This window comes from Kitasatospora sp. NPDC052868 (genome assembly GCF_044547105.1).
Taxonomy (GTDB): domain Bacteria; phylum Actinomycetota; class Actinomycetes; order Streptomycetales; family Streptomycetaceae; genus Kitasatospora.
The window spans coordinates 66,678-83,681 of record NZ_JBITZW010000020.1; the positions used below are offsets into that span (position 1 = coordinate 66,678).

Consider the following 17,004-nt stretch of genomic DNA (forward strand, 5'->3'; position numbering starts at 1 on the left):
CGCCGACTGACCGCCTCCCCAGGAGCCCTGATGACCAGCCCCACCCCCGTCGGACCAACCGACTCCTCCCGCATCCCGCGGTACGCCGGGCCCGCCACCTTCGCCCGGCTGCCCCGGATCGACCAGGTCCCCCGGGCCGACGTCGCCGTGGTCGGCGTCCCCTTCGACAGCGGCGTCTCCTACCGTCCCGGCGCCCGCTTCGGCGGCAACGCCATCCGCGAGGCCAGTCGGCTGCTGCGCCCCTACAACCCCGCCCAGGACGCCTCCCCGTTCGACCTCGCCCAGGTCGCCGACGCGGGGGACATCACCGCCAACCCCTTCGACATCCACCAGGCCGTGGAGGCGGTCGAGGCCGCCGCCGGGGAGCTGCTGGACACCGGCGCCCGGCTGATGACCCTCGGCGGCGACCACACCGTCGCCCTGCCGCTGCTGCGCGCCGTCGCCCGCCGGCACGGCCCCGTCGCCCTGCTGCACTTCGACGCCCACCTCGACACCTGGGACACCTACTTCGGCGCCGAGTACACCCACGGCACACCGTTTCGCCGGGCCGTCGAGGAGGGCCTCCTCGACACCGAGGCGCTCTCCCACGTCGGCACCCGCGGCCCGCTCTACGGCCGCCAGGACCTCACCGAGGACGAGCGGCTGGGCTTCGGCATCGTCACCTCCGCCGACGTGATGCGCCGGGGCGTCGACGAGGTCGCCCAGCAGCTGCGCGAGCGGATCGGCGACCGGCCGCTGTACGTCTCCGTCGACATCGACGTGCTCGACCCCGCACACGCGCCCGGCACCGGCACCCCGGAGGCCGGCGGTCTCACCTCCCGCGAACTGCTGGAGATCCTGCGCGCACTGGCCGGCTGCCGGCTGGTCTCCGCCGACGTCGTCGAGGTCGCCCCCGCGTACGACCACGCCGAGATCACCGCCGTCGCCGCCTCGCACACCGCGTACGAGCTGACGACTCTGATGGCCCGTCAGATCGCGGACACCCGCAGGGCGACGGGGTGAGCCGGGCCCGCAGCGGCGGCGACCTGGTCGTCGAGTCCCTGGCCGTCCTCGGCGCGCGCCACGTCTTCGGCCTGCCCGGCCGGCACGCGCTCGGCCTGTTCGACGCGCTGCGCCGGTCCGCTCCCGCCGACGGCCGGGCGGTCAGGCCCGCGTCAGCGCCTCGACCACCACCAGCGCGTGGGAGGCGGCGGCGCGGACCTCGGGGTCCTCGTCCTGCCCGGCCAGGGCGCGGATGGCCTCCACCGCCCTCCGGTCGTCCGGCCACTCCCACGCGAGCATCCGCACGGCGTCGGCGCGGATCGCGGTGTCCGGGCCCGGGGCCACCCAGGGAAGGACCGCCGGCACACCCTCGTCGGCGGCCACCTGCACCCACAGCTGGAAGCAGGGCAGGCTGATCCGCGGCGAGGGGTCGTGGCGGGCCCGGTCGAGAAGCACGTCGGCCAGCTCCTCCCGCCGCCCCCATCGGGCTTCGGCGAGAACGTCCAAGGCCGCGGCGCGCGGACCGGAGTCCGGATCGCGAACCGCACGCTCCGTCAGCACGCGAATCAGCTGCTCCCGGTCCACCCACGAGGACAGGACCTGCAGCGCCTCGGTACGCGGTCCCGGGTGCGGATCATGGACCGCGCGGTCCAGGATCAGGGCGCGCACGTCGTCCCGGTCCGGCCCGACGTCCTGCCCGAGGTTCCGCAGCACGGTGGAACGCGGTTCGGGATCCGGATCCCGGACCGCCCGGTCCAGCAGGAGGAGGTGGACCTCCTCCTGGTGGGCCCACTCGCAGTGCAACTGGTTCAGGGCGCCTGCGCGGGTGAAGGGGTCGGGATCGTGCAGGCCGCGATCCACCATGACGCGCAGAGCGTCCTCCGGCGCCATGCCCGCGCCGACCTGGTTCAGGGCCGCACTTCGCACCTGGGCGTCGGGGTCGTTGACGAGGCGGTCCAGCAGAACGGCGAGCACGCTCTCCCGGTCCGCCCACCGGCGCAGCGCGATCACGGCCTGAATGCGCGTACCGGCGTCGGGGTCGTGCACCGCGCGATCCATCAGGGTGACCAGAAACTCCTCCTGCTCCCCCCAGATGGCCACAGCCGCGACACGCACTCCCGGCTCGGGATCGTGAACGGCGCGCTCGATGGCGAACGCCAGCACGTCCTCCCGCATCTGCCAGGTGCGGAGGGCACGGAGCGCACGGACACGCGGACGGAAATCAGGGTCGTGAACCACCCGCTCCAGGAGGAGGCGCAGGAACTCCTCCCGCTCGCCCCAGGCCTCCAGCACTCCGAGCGCCGCCGTGCGGGCGTCTCGACCGGGGTCGTGGACGGCTCGCTCCATCACCAGGGCGACGACATCCTCCCGATCCCGCCAGTTGCAGGCCTGCAGAGCCTCCAGTGCGGCGGCCCGCGGCCACGGGGAGGGGTCCTCGACCGCACGCTCCAGGAAAACCTGGAATACCTCCTCCTGCTCCGACCACCCGCTCAGCGCCTCCAGGGCGGTGATGCGCACGTCGGAGTCGGGATCGTTCACCGCGCGGTCCAGCAGCAGCTCCAGGACACCGTCCCGCTTCCGCCATCGTGCACCGCCCAGGAGCCGGAGAGCGACCGAGCGGGGCTCGGCTTCCGGATCGTCGACCGCACGCTCCGAAAGCATCCGGAGGACGTCGTGGCTCTCGGGGAACTGCTGGCCCAGAGCGCCCAGGGCCAGACACCGCACATCACAGTCGTCGTGCTGCACCGCAAGTGCGTACACCGGCTCCGGAGACCCGTACATCGCGCAGGCGACCTCCACCACATCCTGGTCGGCGTGGAACTGTCCGATCAGATGGAACCAGCGGAGGTACCTCCTGCGCCCGCTCCAGGCGCTGCCGAAGCCCGCGAGGGCCGGCAGGGCGTCCGTCAGGGAGCTCATCGGCCGGAACATCATGTGCGTGGTCACGGCATCCACCACCGCATCGCTCTCAGCACTCAACAGGCCGATCTTGCGGACCTCCGCCAGGGCGCGGATCGCCAGGACGAGGACCTCCGAGCCCCGCGTCTCGGCCGCGTCGATGGCGAGCAGCCGGTCGATCACCCGGGCCGCGTCCTTCTCGCTCAACTGGCCCACGAGCAGCAGCAGGACCTCGTGCCACGCCGGGTCGCCGACCCGGCCCGCGACGACCTCCTCGATCAGCTCCTCCGGCGTCCACTCCCGCTCCTCCTTGTACCGGTGCGCGATGTCCGCCGCCGCCAGGTACTCCAGGAAGGCCCGGTGGACGAACCCGTACACCTCGCCGCCGTACCGCGCGAGGATGAAGTTGCGCGTCCTGAGCTGCTCGCGCATCGCGCGGGCGGCCATCCGGGCGTCCTTCTCCGCGTGGCCGAACTGCAGCAGGTAGTCGCGGACGACCTCCTCCAGCTCGTCGGCGTGGATGTGGTTGCCCGCGATGCCGCCGTGGCCGTCCTGCATCCGCCGGGCGAGCAGGCGCAGCAGTTCGAGGCGCTCCTTGGGCTCCAGCATCTCCAGGGCCTCGTCGACCGCCGGCGGCAGCTCGGCCTTGAGGTGCTTGGTGTCCCGGTCCCAGTGCGCCACCAGGACCTTCACCGCGTGCTCGTACACCCCCTGCCGGTCCCGGGGCAGCGTCTGGCGGCGGCCGATGATCGCCAGGATCGTCAACAGCAGGGGGTTCCCGGCGAGTTCGCGGACCGGCCGGGAGGCGGCGACGGCGTCGGTGACCCTCCGGACCAGCTGCCCGGCCTGGTCGGCGTCGCCCGGGCAGGCGACCCGGTACCAGGAGGAGGCGAAGGCGTGGATCTGCTCCTCGTCGAGGTCCTCCAGCATGAAGTGGGCGAACCCGGCGCCGTCCAGCACGCCGCGCTGGTAGCCGATGACCCGCGAGGTCACGACGACGCGGGCCTGGTCCCAGCGGGCCGCGAAGGCGGCTATCCGCTCGGCGGCCTCGGTGCGGATCCTCGGGTCGAAGAGCTCGTCCAGGCCGTCGAAGACGACGACCGCCGCTCCGGTGCGCAGCAGGTGCCGCAGGACGGGGGCGGGGACGGACATGCCCTTGGTGGCGTGCAGGTGGTCGAGGAAGTCCTCGAAGGTGCGCTCGCGCCACTGGGCCTCGGCGTACTGGCGCAGTTCGACGACGAGCGGGAGGTGGCCGGCGAGTGCGGCGAGGGGGCCGGTGGCGCAGCCGGGCCGGGTGAGGGTCAGGGCGAGGTAGCGGGCGAGGGTGGACTTTCCGGCGCCCGGGTCCCCGAGGAAGACTGCGCGGGCGCCGCGGGGGCCGGCCAGGACGTCGAGGACGGCCTCGGCGGGGCGCCGGCGGTAGGTGTCGCGCAGTCGCTGGACGGTCTCGGGGGTGATGCCGGGCGGGAGGTCGCGGTCGGCGAGGACCTCGCCGGTGGCGAGGAGGCGCTGGAGGAGTTCGCGGGGCAGTTCGACGGGGGGCGGGTCGGCGCGGACGCGCGGGGCGACGAAGACCTCGCGGAGTTCCACGACGGGGTGCTCGCCCTGTTCCGAGAGCGGGGTGAGCACTTCGAGGTCGAGGCGTGCGTAGGACTCGCGGACCCGCTGGCGGTAGGCGTCGACGGCGGCCGCGTCGTCCGGCTCCCGGGGTCGCTCAAGGTCCGTGCCGAGGTAGGCCGTCCCGATGAACAGGTTGCCGTTGCCGGTCACCACCGTGGCGGCGCTGCCGCCGAGGGCCACCGATCCGTCCCCCGACGCCTCGACGCCCGTGTGCTGCTCGCCCGTCCCCACCGCGTGTCCCCGCCCTTCCCGCGCCGCCTCGGCGGCCCCTCCCGATGGGTCATCACGGTAGGGCACCGGCCGGACACCTCGCGCCGGCGTAACGCAGGGGGGTGCCCGGGGAGCACCCCCGGACACCCCTCGTCGGCAGGATCAGGCCTGCCAGTGCGGCTTGCCGCTGACCATGCGGCAGTAGATCACCCGGCCGCCGGCCTCGTGGGTGCTCTTGCCGAGGTCGTCGTTGCGGCAGAACTGGCCGGCCTTGTAGCAGTTGCCGGCGGCGGAGTGGAGTTCGCAGTCCCCGGCGGGGGCGGCGGTCTCCTTCGGTGCGGGAGCGGGCTCGGGCTCCGGGTCCGCGGCCGGCTTCGCGGTGGTGGCCTTGGGCTGGGGGGCCTTGGTGGTCGCCGGCGGCTTCGGGGCCGCGGCGGGGGGCGCCGGCGGCTGGGGGGCGGGCGGCTGCGGGGCCTCGGGGGCGGCCGCGGGCGGCGGGGCGACCGGGGCCGGCGCGACCGGCTCGGGAGCGGCGGTGGTCGCGGGCGGCGACGGGACGGTCGGTGCGGCGGAGACCGGTGCCGGGGCCGCGGGGGTGGAGGCGACGACGGGAGCTGCGGCGCCGTCACCGGCCGCCGGGTCACACCCGGTCAGGGCGAGGCCGACGGTGAAGACGAGGCCGGCGACGGCGGCCAGGCCGCGGTGACCGGTGCGCGGCCGCGCGGGCATGCGGGAAGGCATAGGTGGAGAACGCTCCGTTCCATGTGAAAAGAGGTTCGTCATTCAACCAGCCCGGCAACACGGGGTGCGCACGGATCCCACACCTGTTGGCAGATCGTGATCTCACAGATACGGAACGCCAGGAGGCCGCCCGGCATGGCGACCGGGAACGACCAGGCCGCGGGTGCTCCAGCGTGGCCATCTCCGCCGGACAGGGCCTAAATACGCCCACCCGGCCGCGCTTGTCCTGGTTTGCTCCGTTTCGGGCCGTACGGTCGGTGCCGTCCCGACCGAGCCCCGGTCGGCGGGCCAAGGAGATCGGCTGCCGTGCAACGCAAGTGGTGGACCCTCATCGCCGTCTCGGTCGCGACGTTCATGCTGCTGCTGGACATCACGGTGGTCAACGTCGCGCTGCCGTCGATCCGCAAGGACCTCGGCGCGAGCTTCACCGACCTCCAGTGGGTGTTCGACGCCTACGCGCTGTCGCTGGCCGCACTGGTCCTGACGGCCGGTTCGCTCGCCGACCGGCTCGGCCGCCGCCGGTCCTTCGCCGCGGGCCTGGTGGTCTTCTCCGCCGCCTCGCTGCTCTGCGCGCTGGCGCCGAACCCGACCTTCCTCAACGTGTCCCGCGCGGTGCAGGGCGTCGGCGGCGCCGTGATGTTCGCGGTGTCCCTGGCCCTGGTCGCGCAGGAGTTCCCGCCCGGCCGCGAGCGCGGCACGGCGATGGGCCTGTACGGGGCGACCATCGGGGTGGCGGTCGCGGTCGGCCCGCTGGTCGGCGGGGCGCTCACCGACTCGCTCGGCTGGGAGTGGATCTTCTACCTCAACATCCCGATCGGCGCGGCCGCCTTGGTCGTCACCTTCCTGAAGCTGGCCGAGAGCCGCGACCCGAACGCCACCCGGATCGACTGGGCCGGGGTGGCCACCTTCAGCAGCGGCCTCTTCCTGCTCGTCCTGGCGCTGGTGCGCGGCAACGCCGAGGGCTGGGGCAGCACGCTGATCGTCTCGCTGTTCGCCGGGGCGGCCGTGGTGCTGGCCGCGTTCGTGGCGGTCGAACTCCGCGTCCCCGAACCGATGCTGCCGCTCGGATTGTTCCGCCGGCACGCCTTCACCGGTGTGCAGCTGGCCGCGTTCGCGGTGTCCAGCTCGCTGTTCGCGCTGTTCCTCTACCTGACGCTGTACCTGCAGAACTACCTCGGGCTCTCGCCGTTCGCGGCGGGCGTGCGCTATCTGCCGATCACCATGCTCAGTTTCCTCGTGGCCCCCGTCTCCGGCCTGCTGCTCTCCCGGGTGCCGGCCCGGCTGCTGCTCTTCGTCGGTCTCCTGGCGGTCGGTGCGGGCCTGCTGCTGATGGGCGACATCCAGCCCGAGGACGACTGGACGGGCCTGCTGGCCGGCTTCCTGGTCGGCGGGGCGGGCGTCGGCCTGATCAACCCGGTGATCGCGGACGTGGCCGTCAGCGTGGTGCCGAAGGAGAACAGCGGGATGGCGGCCGGGATCAACGACACCTTCCGGCAGGTCGGCATCGCGGTGGGGATCGCCGTCTGGGGCGCCGTGTTCGTCGGCCGGGGCGCCGACAAGGTCCGCGAGCTGGCGGCGGGTACGCCGACCGGGGAGGGCGCCCACCCGCGCGAGGTGATCGAGGCCGCCTCCTCCGGCAGTCTCCCGGACCTCCTCGCCGCCCTACCGGAGCCGGCCCGGCAGGCCGCCGCGGACGCCGCCCGCGCGGGCTTCCTCGACGGGCTCAACACCGTGCTGCTGCTCGGCGGGCTGGTCAGCCTGGTCGGCGCGGCGCTCGCGCTCTGGCTCGTCCGGGAGGACGAGATCGACCGCGAGAGCGCGTAGTTCGGGCGGTCGGGGACGTGGGCGGGTCGAGCGCTCGGGGCGGCCGGAGCGCGGACGGCCCGGGCCCGGAGGATGGCGCCTCCGGACCCGGGCCGTGACGGTGCGCGGTGGACGGTGGCCGGGCCGGGCCGGCCGCCTCCGCCCGCCAGGGTCTAGCCGATCGACACCGAGAAGATCCGGTCGGCGCCGTCCGCCTCCCCGCCCTTGTTGTCGGCGTTGGTGGTGGTGAGCCAGAGCCGGTCGGCCCCGGGCACCTTGGACACCGTCCGCAGCCTGCCGTACGCGCCGACGTAGTAGGCGGTCGGCGTGCCGACGTTCTCGGTGTTCCCGTCGATCGGGATGCGCCACATCCGCTCACCGCGCAGCGCGGCCATGTAGACCACGTTGCGGACGATCGCGATGCCGCTCGGCGAGGCCTCGTCGACCGGCCAGCTGGCCTTGGGGTTGGTCATCCCCGCCACCGTGCAGGGCCCCTCGCAGGTCGGCCAGCCGTAGTTGGAGCCGGGCTTGACGAGGTTGAGCTCGTCCCGCTTGGAGTCGCCGAACTCCGCCTCCCAGAGCCGTCCGTTGCGGTCGAAGGCCAGGCCCTGCGGGTTGCGGTGGCCGTAACTGTAGGTGTAGTTGCCGAACGGGTTGCCGGGGGCCGGCCTGCCGTCCGTGGCCAGCCGGAGGATCTTCCCGTTGAGGGAGTTCCGGTCCTGGGCCAGCGAGCCCGTCTGGGCGTCGCCGGTCGACGCGTACAGGTACCCGTCGGGGCCGAACGCCAGGCGTCCGCCGTTGTGGTAGCGGTTCTTCTTGATGCCCTGGAGCAGGACCTTGTAGCCGCCCAGGGTGCTGCCGTCGTACGTCATCCGCACGATCCGGTTGCCCTCGGCGGCGGTGTGCATGAGGTACACGTAGTGGTTGGACGACCAGTTGGGGTCGACGGCGATGCCGAGCAGGCCGCCCTCGCCGTCGGTGGTGACGGCGTTGGGCACGCTGCCGACCGCCGTCCTGGTGCCGCCCGTGGTGAGCCGGAAGACCTTGAAGCTGTCCCGCTCGGTCACCAGCGCGCTCGCGCCGTCCGGCAGCCAGGCGATGCCCCAGGGAACCGTCCACCCGGTGGAGAAGGCGGTCGGGGAGCCCGGGACGCCGCCGTCGGCCGGGCAGGTGCCGGTGGTGAAGGAGACCGTGCCGGACGGCGCCGAGTCGTTGCCCGCGGTGTCCCGGGCGACCACGGACAGGGTGAACGGCGCGTCGCAGGCGAGCCCGGTGACCGCCGCCGTGGTGGCCGGCGGGGTACCGGTGACGGTCTTCACCACGGCGGACCCGCTGCGGATCTCGTACGCCACCACGCCCTTGTCGTCCGTCGCGGCGCCCCAGGTCAGGGTGGCGCCGGTGGCCGTGACCGCCGAGACGGTCGGGGTGCCCGGCGGGCTCGGCGGCGGGTCGGTGCTCGCCGAGGTGGTGCAGTCGACCGCGACGCTGGCCGGCGAGGCGTTGCCGGCGGCGTCCCGGGCGATCACGGTGAGGTTGTAGGTGGTGGCCGGGGTCAGCCCGGTGAGCTGCCAGGACGTCGCGGTGCCCGGCGCCTCGGCGAGCTTGTTGCCGTGCTCGTACAGGTCGTAGGCGGTGACGCCGACGTTGTCGGTGGCGGCTCCCCAGCCGAGCGTGAGGCCGTTCGGCCCGACGGCGGAGCAGCTCGGCGGGCCGGGGCGGCTCGGCGGGGCGGTGTCGGCCGCCGCGCCCACCCGGAGGCGGTCGAGGTTGGGACCGCCGTCGGCGGTGGTGGCGGTCGCCCGGATCCGGTTGGCGCCGGCCGCGAGGGCGACGGTGACGGTCTTCTCCGCCCAGGTGTCCCAGTCGGCGGTGGGCGGGAAGGTGACACCGGCGGCGACGGCCTTCCCGTTGACCGCGATGTCCATCGGGCGGTTCGCGGTACCGGCGTTGGCGTACCGGAAGGCCAGCGCGGCGGAGCCGGCCGCCGTGGCGCTCACCGTGAACTCGACGGCGGAGCCGGTGGTGTTGGTGTAGTCGACGAAACCGGTACCGGTGTAGCCGCTGTGGTTGACGGCCTTCTTCGCCTGCGTGAGCGCGGCGTCCTCGGCCTGGTAGTCGGTGCTCGCCGCGCTCGGCGCGGCCCCGGTCGCGGCGGTCGCCGGGGGCGCCGCCACCGCCCCGAGGACCAGGCCCGCGGCGGCGAGTACCGCACCGCCGGCCCTGACGGCGGCCGTCCGCGCGCGGCGCGGTCGTGCTCCGGCCGCCATTACGGCACCCAGTGGTTGCCGGAGGCCACGATCATCGACTGGAGCTGCACGCTGCTCCCGTAGTACAGCTTCGGGTCCACGGCGGTGCCGGCCAGCTTGCCCCAGAGCGCGTCCAGCCAGGCCTGCGAGCCCGGGTCGGTCATCGCGGTGACCGCGAACGGCGCGGTGAACGCCATGTCGTGCCCGCTGTCGAAGACCGTGCCGTTGAGCTTGTAGCCGGTGACGATGCTCGCCGGGTTGCCGGCCGCCTTGCCCTTGATCCAGGTGTTGATCTTCCGGGCCGAGGCGAGCGAGGCGGCGTCGCCGCTGGTCACGGCGTCCGCGCCGATCCGCCAGGGGTCGCGGCAGGCGTTCCAGGAGTAGTCCCCGTCGTTGGGGCTCTCCAGGACCTCGCCGGGGGCCGGCCTGGCCGTGCCGTTGGTGTTGACCACGAAGTCGGCGAGCAGCCCGGTGTTCGGGGCGTAGCCGCTCTGCTGCTTGGTGATCAGGTTCTGGTGCGCGCTGCGGATGGTGTCCCACCCGGCGTCGCCGGTGGCGGTCCGGAAGGCGCGGAAGTGGTCGATCATCCAGTCCGAGGAGCGGGTGATGTAGTACGTCGAGTCGCCCTTGGTCGACCAGTCGCCGAGCAGCGTCAGGTGCGTGCTCGGGTTGATCTCGCTCGCCTTGATCGCCTTGATGTGCTTCACGGCCAGGTCCTTGTAGTTGTACGTGCCCGTGCTGCCCCACTGTCGGTCGGCGAGCAGCAGCCCGTAGGCGACGTCGAGGTCCCCGTCGGTGGCGGAGTCGGAGCCGTTGACGGACTTGCAGGAGGAGTCCTGCTCGGCCGCCAGCAGGTCGGCGTTGTTGACCGACTTGTGCGCCAGCACGTACTTCACCAGGCCGTCGAAGACGGTCTTCGCGTTGGGGTCGGCGCCGGCCATGGTGGCGGTGACGACCATGCCGTACCCCTGGGCCTCGGCCACGTACGGGTGGTCGGCGTCCGGCGAGATCACCTGGTACCAGCCGTTGCCGCAGTTCTGCTTGACGAACGCGGCCTTCCAGGCGTTGTAGACGGTGACGACCTTCTGGTCGAGGTCGGCCTGGGCGCCGGTGGGCTTGAGGATCCCGGCGGCGTAGGGGTAGCGGTGGCTGCCGAAGGGCACGGCGGGCCCGGCGGCGGCCTGCGGCGAGGCGGCGGCGGACGCGGCGGGGGCGGCGAGCAGTCCGGCCGTCAGGGCGGCGCCCGCGAGGACGGCGGCGGCGGTGCGGCCGGGTCGCGTGGCGGTCGGGTTCGGGATCGGGTTCGACATCGGTGTGCTCCTCAGCCCTGGTACTGGACGACGATCTTGGTGAACTCGTACGGGGACTGCGCGACGCCGCTGCAGGCGTCGGCGTCCGTCCCGGAGCCGCAGGCGCGGTCCCGGTTGACCGACCAGAACGCGAAGCGGGCCAGGTGGTGCTGCTGCGCGTAGCCGAGGATGGTGCGGAAGTCGGCGGTGGTGACGGTCTCGCCGGCCTCGTCGGTCTTCCCGTTCATCGAGGAGACCCCGATGTGCCGGTACGCGGCGTCGTCGCTGTAGCCGTAGGCGCTCTTGACCGCGGCCTTCAGCCCGTTCAGGGCGCTGACCGTGGCCTGGCCCATGGTGCCGCTGTGGCCGCCGAAGTCGAAGGGCATGATCACCCAGCCGTCGTTGGCCAGGCCGGCCGCCGCGCCCCGCTTGATCAGGTCCTTGCCGGTGGCGTCCGGGCCGCTCGGGGTGGTGCCCATGGTGACGTAGGTGACGATGCCGGGGTTCCTGGTCTTGACGATCTTCAGGGCGTCGACCACCCGCTGACGGACCGTCGCGTTCGAGAACTCGGTGTCCTCGATGTCGATGTCCAGCGCCTTGAGCTTGTAGGCGTCGATCACCTTCTGGTAGGCGCCGGCCAGCGCGCTCGCGCTGGAACACTTCTCGCCGAGCTTGTTGCCGCTCCAGCCGCCGACCGAGACCATGACGTCGCCGCCGGCCGCCCGGATGGACTTGATCGCGGCCTCGTCGGAGCCGCCGGCCAGGGCCCGGCTGCCGTCCCACTTCGGGTTGCAGCCGCCGTCGGACAGGATGAACGCCAGGGTGAACCACCTGACGCCGGTGGCCTTCATGACGTCGACGGGCTTCTGCGGGCTGCCCCAGCCGAGGTACTCGTACGGCGCGGCGGCCATCCCGGGGACGGCGGCGGCGGGGGCGGCCGGGACGGCTGCGGGGGCGGCGGCCGAGGCGGTGCCCACGGGGGCGAGCAGCAGGGCGGCCGGCCCGAGGGCGGCGGCCAGCAGCGGGGCCGTGAGGCGGACCCCTATGGTTGTGTGCATGCCAACTCACTTTCGTCGACCCGCCGCTCGGCGGCGGCAGGCCCGGGAGGGAGGACGGGAGGGGAGGGCGGGCGAGGACCCGCGACGGACGGCGGCGACCACAGCAGGCGCCTACAGAATCGGGGCACCGGGCCGCACGGTCAATGGCTTTCGTTAGGAAAGTTTCCCAATGGTCGGCGCCCGCAACCCCGGGAAGTCCGCTTCACCGCAGATCACCTGACGGGAGATCACGCCGCCCGGCGCGCGCCGCCTCGCGCCAGCGCACCACCCCGGAGCGCACGCCCGGCCGATGCCTTGACGAACTAAGTAATGCTCCCTAACTTGAACCTCCGCAACCCGCACGGCACTCCACTCCCCCACGCCCGGAGGCCCCGGTGTCCCCAGGTCTTACCCGAAGGATCGGCCTCTTCCAGGCCACCGCCCTCAACATGAGCCAGATGTGCGGCATCGGACCGTTCGTCACCATCCCGCTGATGGTCGCGGCCTTCGGCGGCCCGCAGGCGGTGATCGGCTGGATCGCCGGCGCCGTCCTCGCCCTGGCCGACGGCCTGGTCTGGGCCGAACTCGGTGCCTCACTCCCCGGCTCCGGCGGCACCTACGTCTACCTCCGCGAGGCCTTCCAGTACCGGAGCGGGCGGCTGATGCCGTTCCTCTTCGTCTGGACGGCGATGCTCTTCATCCCGCTGATCATGTCCACCGGCGTGGTCGGTTTCGTCCAGTACCTCGGCTACCTCTGGCCCGGCATGACGAACGGCCAGGGCGACCTGGTCGGGCTGGCGCTGTGCGCCCTGGCGGTGCTGCTGCTCTGGCGCCGGGTCGAGAGCATCGCCAGGCTCACCACCGCGATGTGGGCGGTGATGATCGTCTCCGTGCTGGCCGTGATCCTCGCCTGCTACACGCACTTCAGCCCGAGCCGCGCCTTCGACTGGCCCGCGCACGCCATCGAGCTGACGCACGGTCAGTTCTGGATCGGCTTCGCGGCTGGCCTGACCATCGGCATCTACGACTACCTCGGCTACAACACCGCCGCCTACCTCGGCGCCGAGGTCCGCCGGCCCGGGCGGGTGCTGCCGCGCGCCATCGTGCTGTCCATCACCGGCATCATGGCCATCTACCTGCTGCTGCAGATCGGCGTGCTGGGCGCGATGGACTGGCACGCGATGCTCGACCCCGACTCGACGGCCTCGAAGTCGGTCGCCTCGGCCGTCCTGGAAGGCACCTGGGGCAAGGGCGCCGCCGACGTCGTCACCGTGCTCATCCTGATCACCGCCTTCGCGTCCGTGCTGGCCGGCCTGCTCGGCGGCTCCCGGGTGCCCTACGACGCGGCCCGCGACGGGGTGTTCTTCCGCGCCTTCGGCCGACTGCACCCGAAGCACGGCTTCCCGGTGCTCGGACTGCTCGCGATGGGCGCGACGACCGCCGCCGGCTTCCTGCTCGGCCGCCACCTCGGCAGCAGCGCCGCCCACCCGCCGCTGACCGTCCTGATCAACCTGCTGACCACCGTGATGGTGATCGTCCAGGCCCTCGCCCAGATCGTCGCCGTCACCGTCCTGCGGCGCCGGCAGCCGGGGCTGGCACGTCCGTACCGGATGTGGCTGTACCCGGCGCCGGGCATCCTCGCGGCCGTCGGCTGGCTGGTCGTCTACGGCTACGCGGACCGCAACGCCCCCGGCTTCCACCCCGTCGAGTGGTCGCTCGTCTGGGTCGCGACCGGCTGCGGCGCGTTCCTGCTCTGGGCCCGGGCGGAACGGACCTGGCCGTTCGGCCCGCGCGAAGTCCGGGAGGAGTACCTGGAGGCGCAGACGGCACCGGTCTGACGCCGACACCTCGGAGAGCCGGGCCCCAACGCCGCACCGCGGGAGGGAGTCCGACGACAGGACCCAGGCCCTGGCCGGTCGGTCTTGGCCGCGCGCCCGCCAAGACCGACCGGACGGGGCCTAAACGCCCAGGGCCTCCGAACCGCGGCGTCCGGCGCGGCGGACCAGGACGGCGAGCAGCAGGTAGCCGGCGAGGCTGACGCAGCTCGGGACGGCCCCGGTGGCATGGAGTTCGCCGCGCATCGCCGACACCGCGTGCAGTGTCGTCACCGGGAGGGCGATGAGCGTCCAGCCGATCTGGAGGAGCAGCTGGGCCGGGCTCGCCACGTCGGCGCCGGCGGCGCTGCGGAAGGAGACGCCGGCCACCAGGGCGAGCACCGCGCTCACTGCGGCGACCGCGGCCGCCGCGGCGCCCCACGGCCCGCCGAACCGCAGGGCCGCCACGGCGGCGGCGGCCAGCAGCACGCCCGCCTCGGCGTAGGCGGTGGACGCGGCCCGGTGGTGTGCGCCCTTCTGGCCCGCCACGCCGCTTGATTCCGGGGCGCCGGACCCGGGCCCCCGGGCGGCGGCGCCCGGCGGGAGGGCGTCGGCGGCAACCGTGGCCGCCACCACCGTGACCGCCGGCAGCGCGGGCCGCTCCGCCCGGGCCGGGTGGACGGCGGCCCGGGGGACGGGCTCCGAGCAGCGCCGCACCGCCGCCCGTGACCGCTTGAAGGCGGCCGCGGCCTCGGCGGGGTGGCCGGAGGCGTTGAGTACGGCGCCGAGCAGGGCCAGCGCCCACACTTCGGCCAGCGGGTCGTTCTCCTCGACGGCGAGGGCCGCCGCCTCGTGCAGCGGGTCGACGGCCGCGAGCGGCCGCCCCGCGTCGTGCAGGGACCGGCCGAGGCCGCTCAGCGCGGCGGCGAGGACGGCCCGCTGCCCGGCCTCGCGGGCCAGGGCGACGGCCTCGGTCGCCGCCTCGACGGCCGCCTCACGGCGCTTCAGGTGTCCGACGCAGGAGGCCAGGGCGATGAGTGCGCGGGCCCGCCCGGCCGGATCCCCGGTGCGGGCGCGGAAGTCGGCGACCGCCCGGTGGAGGTCGGCGGCCTGCTCGTACGCGTCGAGGACGTACAGGACGTCGCCCGCCTCCTCCAGCACGAGGTGGGCGGCGTGTTCGTCCCCCAGGTCGAGCAGCTTCCCGGCCGCCTCGGCCAGGAACCGCAGGCCGCCCTCGCCGCTCGCCCGGCCGACCAGGCCCAGCGCGACGTGGTGGCGCCACTGCTCCCCCGCCTCGTCGAAGGCGTGGGCGGCGAGTGCGAACACCGCACCCGCGGCCGACGGTTCGCCCATCAGATCCAGGCCGGCCAGGCCGAGCTGGACGTGGGCCACGCCGGAGGCGGCGTGGTCGCCGGCCGCCTCGGCCACCCTGACCGCCCGGCTGAGGTCCTTCGTGGCGGCCTTTCCCCGGCCCTTCTCGGCGAGCGCGATCCCGGCGTGCAGGCTCCCCCGGTACTCGGCCTCCGGGTCGCCGCTGGTGCGGGCCGCAATCGCGGCCGCGCGGCGGCCCTCCCGGGCCGCCTCGTCCCACCGGCCGACCGCACGCCAGGCCTCGGCCAGCGCGGCCAGCGCCAGCGCCGCGGCCTCCCAGTGGCGGATACGCCGGGCCCCCTCGGCCGCTGCGCGCAGCACCGTCAGGGCCTCTTCGTGGCGCCCCGCCAGGCAGTGCAGCCGACCGAGGCGCACCTGGGCGGTCAACTGCCCGCCGGCGTCGCCGACTTCCTCGGCCAGCGCGCGGGTGAGGGCGGCGGTGTCGGCGAGTTCGTCGTGGCGGCGCCCGTGCTCCAGGTAGGGGTCGAGGGCCTGCGCGAGCCCGGCCACGGCCGCGGGCCCGCCGGTGGACGCCGCCCGGCGCAGCAGGCCCGCCGACATGGCGTGCTCCGCGTCGAGCCAGGTGAGCGCGGCGGCACGGTCGGCGAAGGCCTGCGGGGCGGCGGCGCGGCCGTGCCGCAGCGGGCTGAGCACCCGGCAGGCGGCCCGGACCTGCTCGGTGCGGCCGCGGACCAGCCGGTCCAGGGCGTCCCTGGCCTCCTCGGCCGGCCGCGGTCCGGCGTCCGGGTCGGCGCCCGGGCTGGCCGGGACGTTCAGCGGCAGGTCGTCGTCGGCGTGCAGCACGGGCCGCCACCGGCCGGGGGTCGAGGCCCGTTCGACCAGCCCGGACGCGTGCAGCTCCGCGAGGTCTGCCTCAACCGAGCCGGCGGCGGTGGAGCCGGCGGCGGCGGGGCCGGCCAGGTGGCGGGCGGTGTCGGTGGAGAAGTCGGCGCCCTGGACGAGGGAGAGCAGCCGCAGCAGGCGGGTCGGTCCGGCCCCCAGCGGGCCGAGGGCGAGGCGGTGGACGGCCGCCAGGGTCTGTGCGGGCCCGTCGAGGCGGGGCAGGCCCGCCCGGAGCCGGTCGAGTTCCTGAACGGTCTCGGCGGCCGTCCGGCCGGTTCGGGCCATGGCGGCGGCCGTCACCAGCAGCGCGGGCGGCAGCCCGCCGCAGGCCTTCGCCAGGCGGCGCAGGTCGAGTCCGTGGCTGGAGTCGGCCGGCACCCGGGCGCCGCGGGCGGCCAGCTCCCGGCGCATCAGGTCGGTCGCGGCCGCGGTGGCGAGCGGGCCCAGTCCGTGGACGGCGCCCGGCACCCCGCGGGGGGTGTGCCGGGCGGTGACCAGGACGCCGGCGGTGCCGGGGTCGGGCAGCAGCGGGACCAGGTCGTCGTCGGCGGCCGGGTCGTCCAGGAGCAGCAGCACCCGGCGGCCCTGGGCCGCGTACCCGGCCAGGATGCGGCGCAGCGTCGCGGCGCGGTCGGCCGGCTCGGACGGGAGGTGCTCGGGCGGCAGGCCCACGGCCCGCAGTGCGGTGTCGAGGGCGCGCCCGGGGCGCATGCGGCGGGTGTGGTCGGATCCGTGGAACTCCACCGCGAGCAGGCCGCCGGGGAAGTGCCCGTCGGCCTGCAGGGCGCGGCCGAGTCGGCGGGCCAGTGCGCTCTTGCCGACGCCCGGCGGGCCGGTGACGACGGCGTACGGCTCGCCGCCGGTGAGCGCGGTGCGCAGCGCGGCCAGCTCGGCGTCGCGGCCTATCAGGTCGGCGTCGGTGCCGGTGCTGTGATCCGGGGCCTGCGACCCGATCACCGCCGGGAGGCGGACTGCGTACGGCCTGCCGTCCGTCCGCCCGTGGCACAGCACGCCTTCGCGTTCCCGGCCGACCCACGACCAGTCCACCGTGTCCATCCAGCCCCTTGAAAGTCCGCCCCTCGGCCGCCCGCCCGCTGCCCCGTCGCGGTCGGCCCCGCTCCCCTGACGCGTTCCACGGGGAGTCCATGAC

At 74.3% G+C, this 17,004-nt stretch carries 9 protein-coding genes; 3 read left to right on the top strand and 6 right to left on the bottom strand.

Annotated features, from left to right (window positions below; translation table 11 throughout):
* The first annotated feature begins 30 nt into the window (after nt 1-30).
* The gene (speB, locus tag ACIGZJ_RS27730) at nt 31-1,002 is read left to right on the top strand and encodes an agmatinase (protein WP_396459780.1); all 972 of its coding nucleotides are present in this window, start codon (nt 31-33) and stop codon (nt 1,000-1,002) included.
* Between the two features lie 141 nt (nt 1,003-1,143).
* Here the strand turns inward: speB and ACIGZJ_RS27735 are convergent, their stop codons facing one another.
* A complete protein-coding gene (locus ACIGZJ_RS27735) occupies nt 1,144-4,731 on the bottom strand; it encodes a HEAT repeat domain-containing protein (protein ID WP_396459781.1) in 3,588 nt (1,195 codons plus the stop codon).
* Between the two features lie 141 nt (nt 4,732-4,872).
* Nucleotides 4,873-5,439 (bottom strand): hypothetical protein, encoded by a 567-nt coding sequence (locus ACIGZJ_RS27740; protein WP_396459782.1) that lies wholly within the window; start codon nt 5,437-5,439, stop codon nt 4,873-4,875.
* 318 nt (nt 5,440-5,757) lie between these two features.
* Between ACIGZJ_RS27740 and ACIGZJ_RS27745 the strand changes: the two genes are divergently transcribed.
* Nucleotides 5,758-7,275, top strand: coding sequence for an MFS transporter (locus ACIGZJ_RS27745; protein ID WP_396459783.1), 1,518 nt, complete (start codon nt 5,758-5,760; stop codon nt 7,273-7,275).
* Nucleotides 7,276-7,427: 152 nt separating this feature from the next.
* Here ACIGZJ_RS27745 and ACIGZJ_RS27750 read toward each other — a convergent pair whose 3' ends face one another.
* The 3 genes from ACIGZJ_RS27750 to ACIGZJ_RS27760 are packed head-to-tail and all read right to left on the bottom strand — an operon-like array spanning nt 7,428 to nt 11,847.
* Nucleotides 7,428-9,521 carry a PQQ-dependent sugar dehydrogenase gene (locus ACIGZJ_RS27750; RefSeq protein ID WP_396459784.1) on the bottom strand — a complete coding sequence of 698 codons (2,094 nt, stop codon included), beginning with the start codon at nt 9,519-9,521 and terminating at the stop codon, nt 7,428-7,430.
* Nucleotides 9,521-10,810, bottom strand: a complete 1,290-nt coding sequence (locus ACIGZJ_RS27755) for a glycosyl hydrolase family 8 (protein ID WP_396459785.1) — start codon at nt 10,808-10,810, stop codon at nt 9,521-9,523. Before ACIGZJ_RS27755 ends, ACIGZJ_RS27750 begins: the two co-directional genes overlap by 1 nt.
* Nucleotides 10,811-10,821: 11 nt before the next feature.
* Complete coding sequence (locus ACIGZJ_RS27760; RefSeq protein WP_396459786.1) at nt 10,822-11,847, bottom strand: chitinase; 1,026 nt, start codon at nt 11,845-11,847, stop codon at nt 10,822-10,824.
* A gap of 428 nt (nt 11,848-12,275) precedes the next feature.
* On the opposite strand from ACIGZJ_RS27760, the gene ACIGZJ_RS27765 reads away from it, so the two are divergent.
* Nucleotides 12,276-13,664 carry an APC family permease gene (locus tag ACIGZJ_RS27765; RefSeq protein ID WP_396459850.1) on the top strand — a complete coding sequence of 463 codons (1,389 nt, stop codon included), beginning with the start codon at nt 12,276-12,278 and terminating at the stop codon, nt 13,662-13,664.
* Between the two features lie 120 nt (nt 13,665-13,784).
* Here the strand turns inward: ACIGZJ_RS27765 and ACIGZJ_RS27770 are convergent, their stop codons facing one another.
* On the bottom strand, nt 13,785-16,910 hold the full coding sequence (locus ACIGZJ_RS27770) for an AAA family ATPase (protein ID WP_396459787.1): 3,126 nt from the start codon (nt 16,908-16,910) through the stop codon (nt 13,785-13,787).
* Nucleotides 16,911-17,004 lie beyond the last annotated feature (94 nt).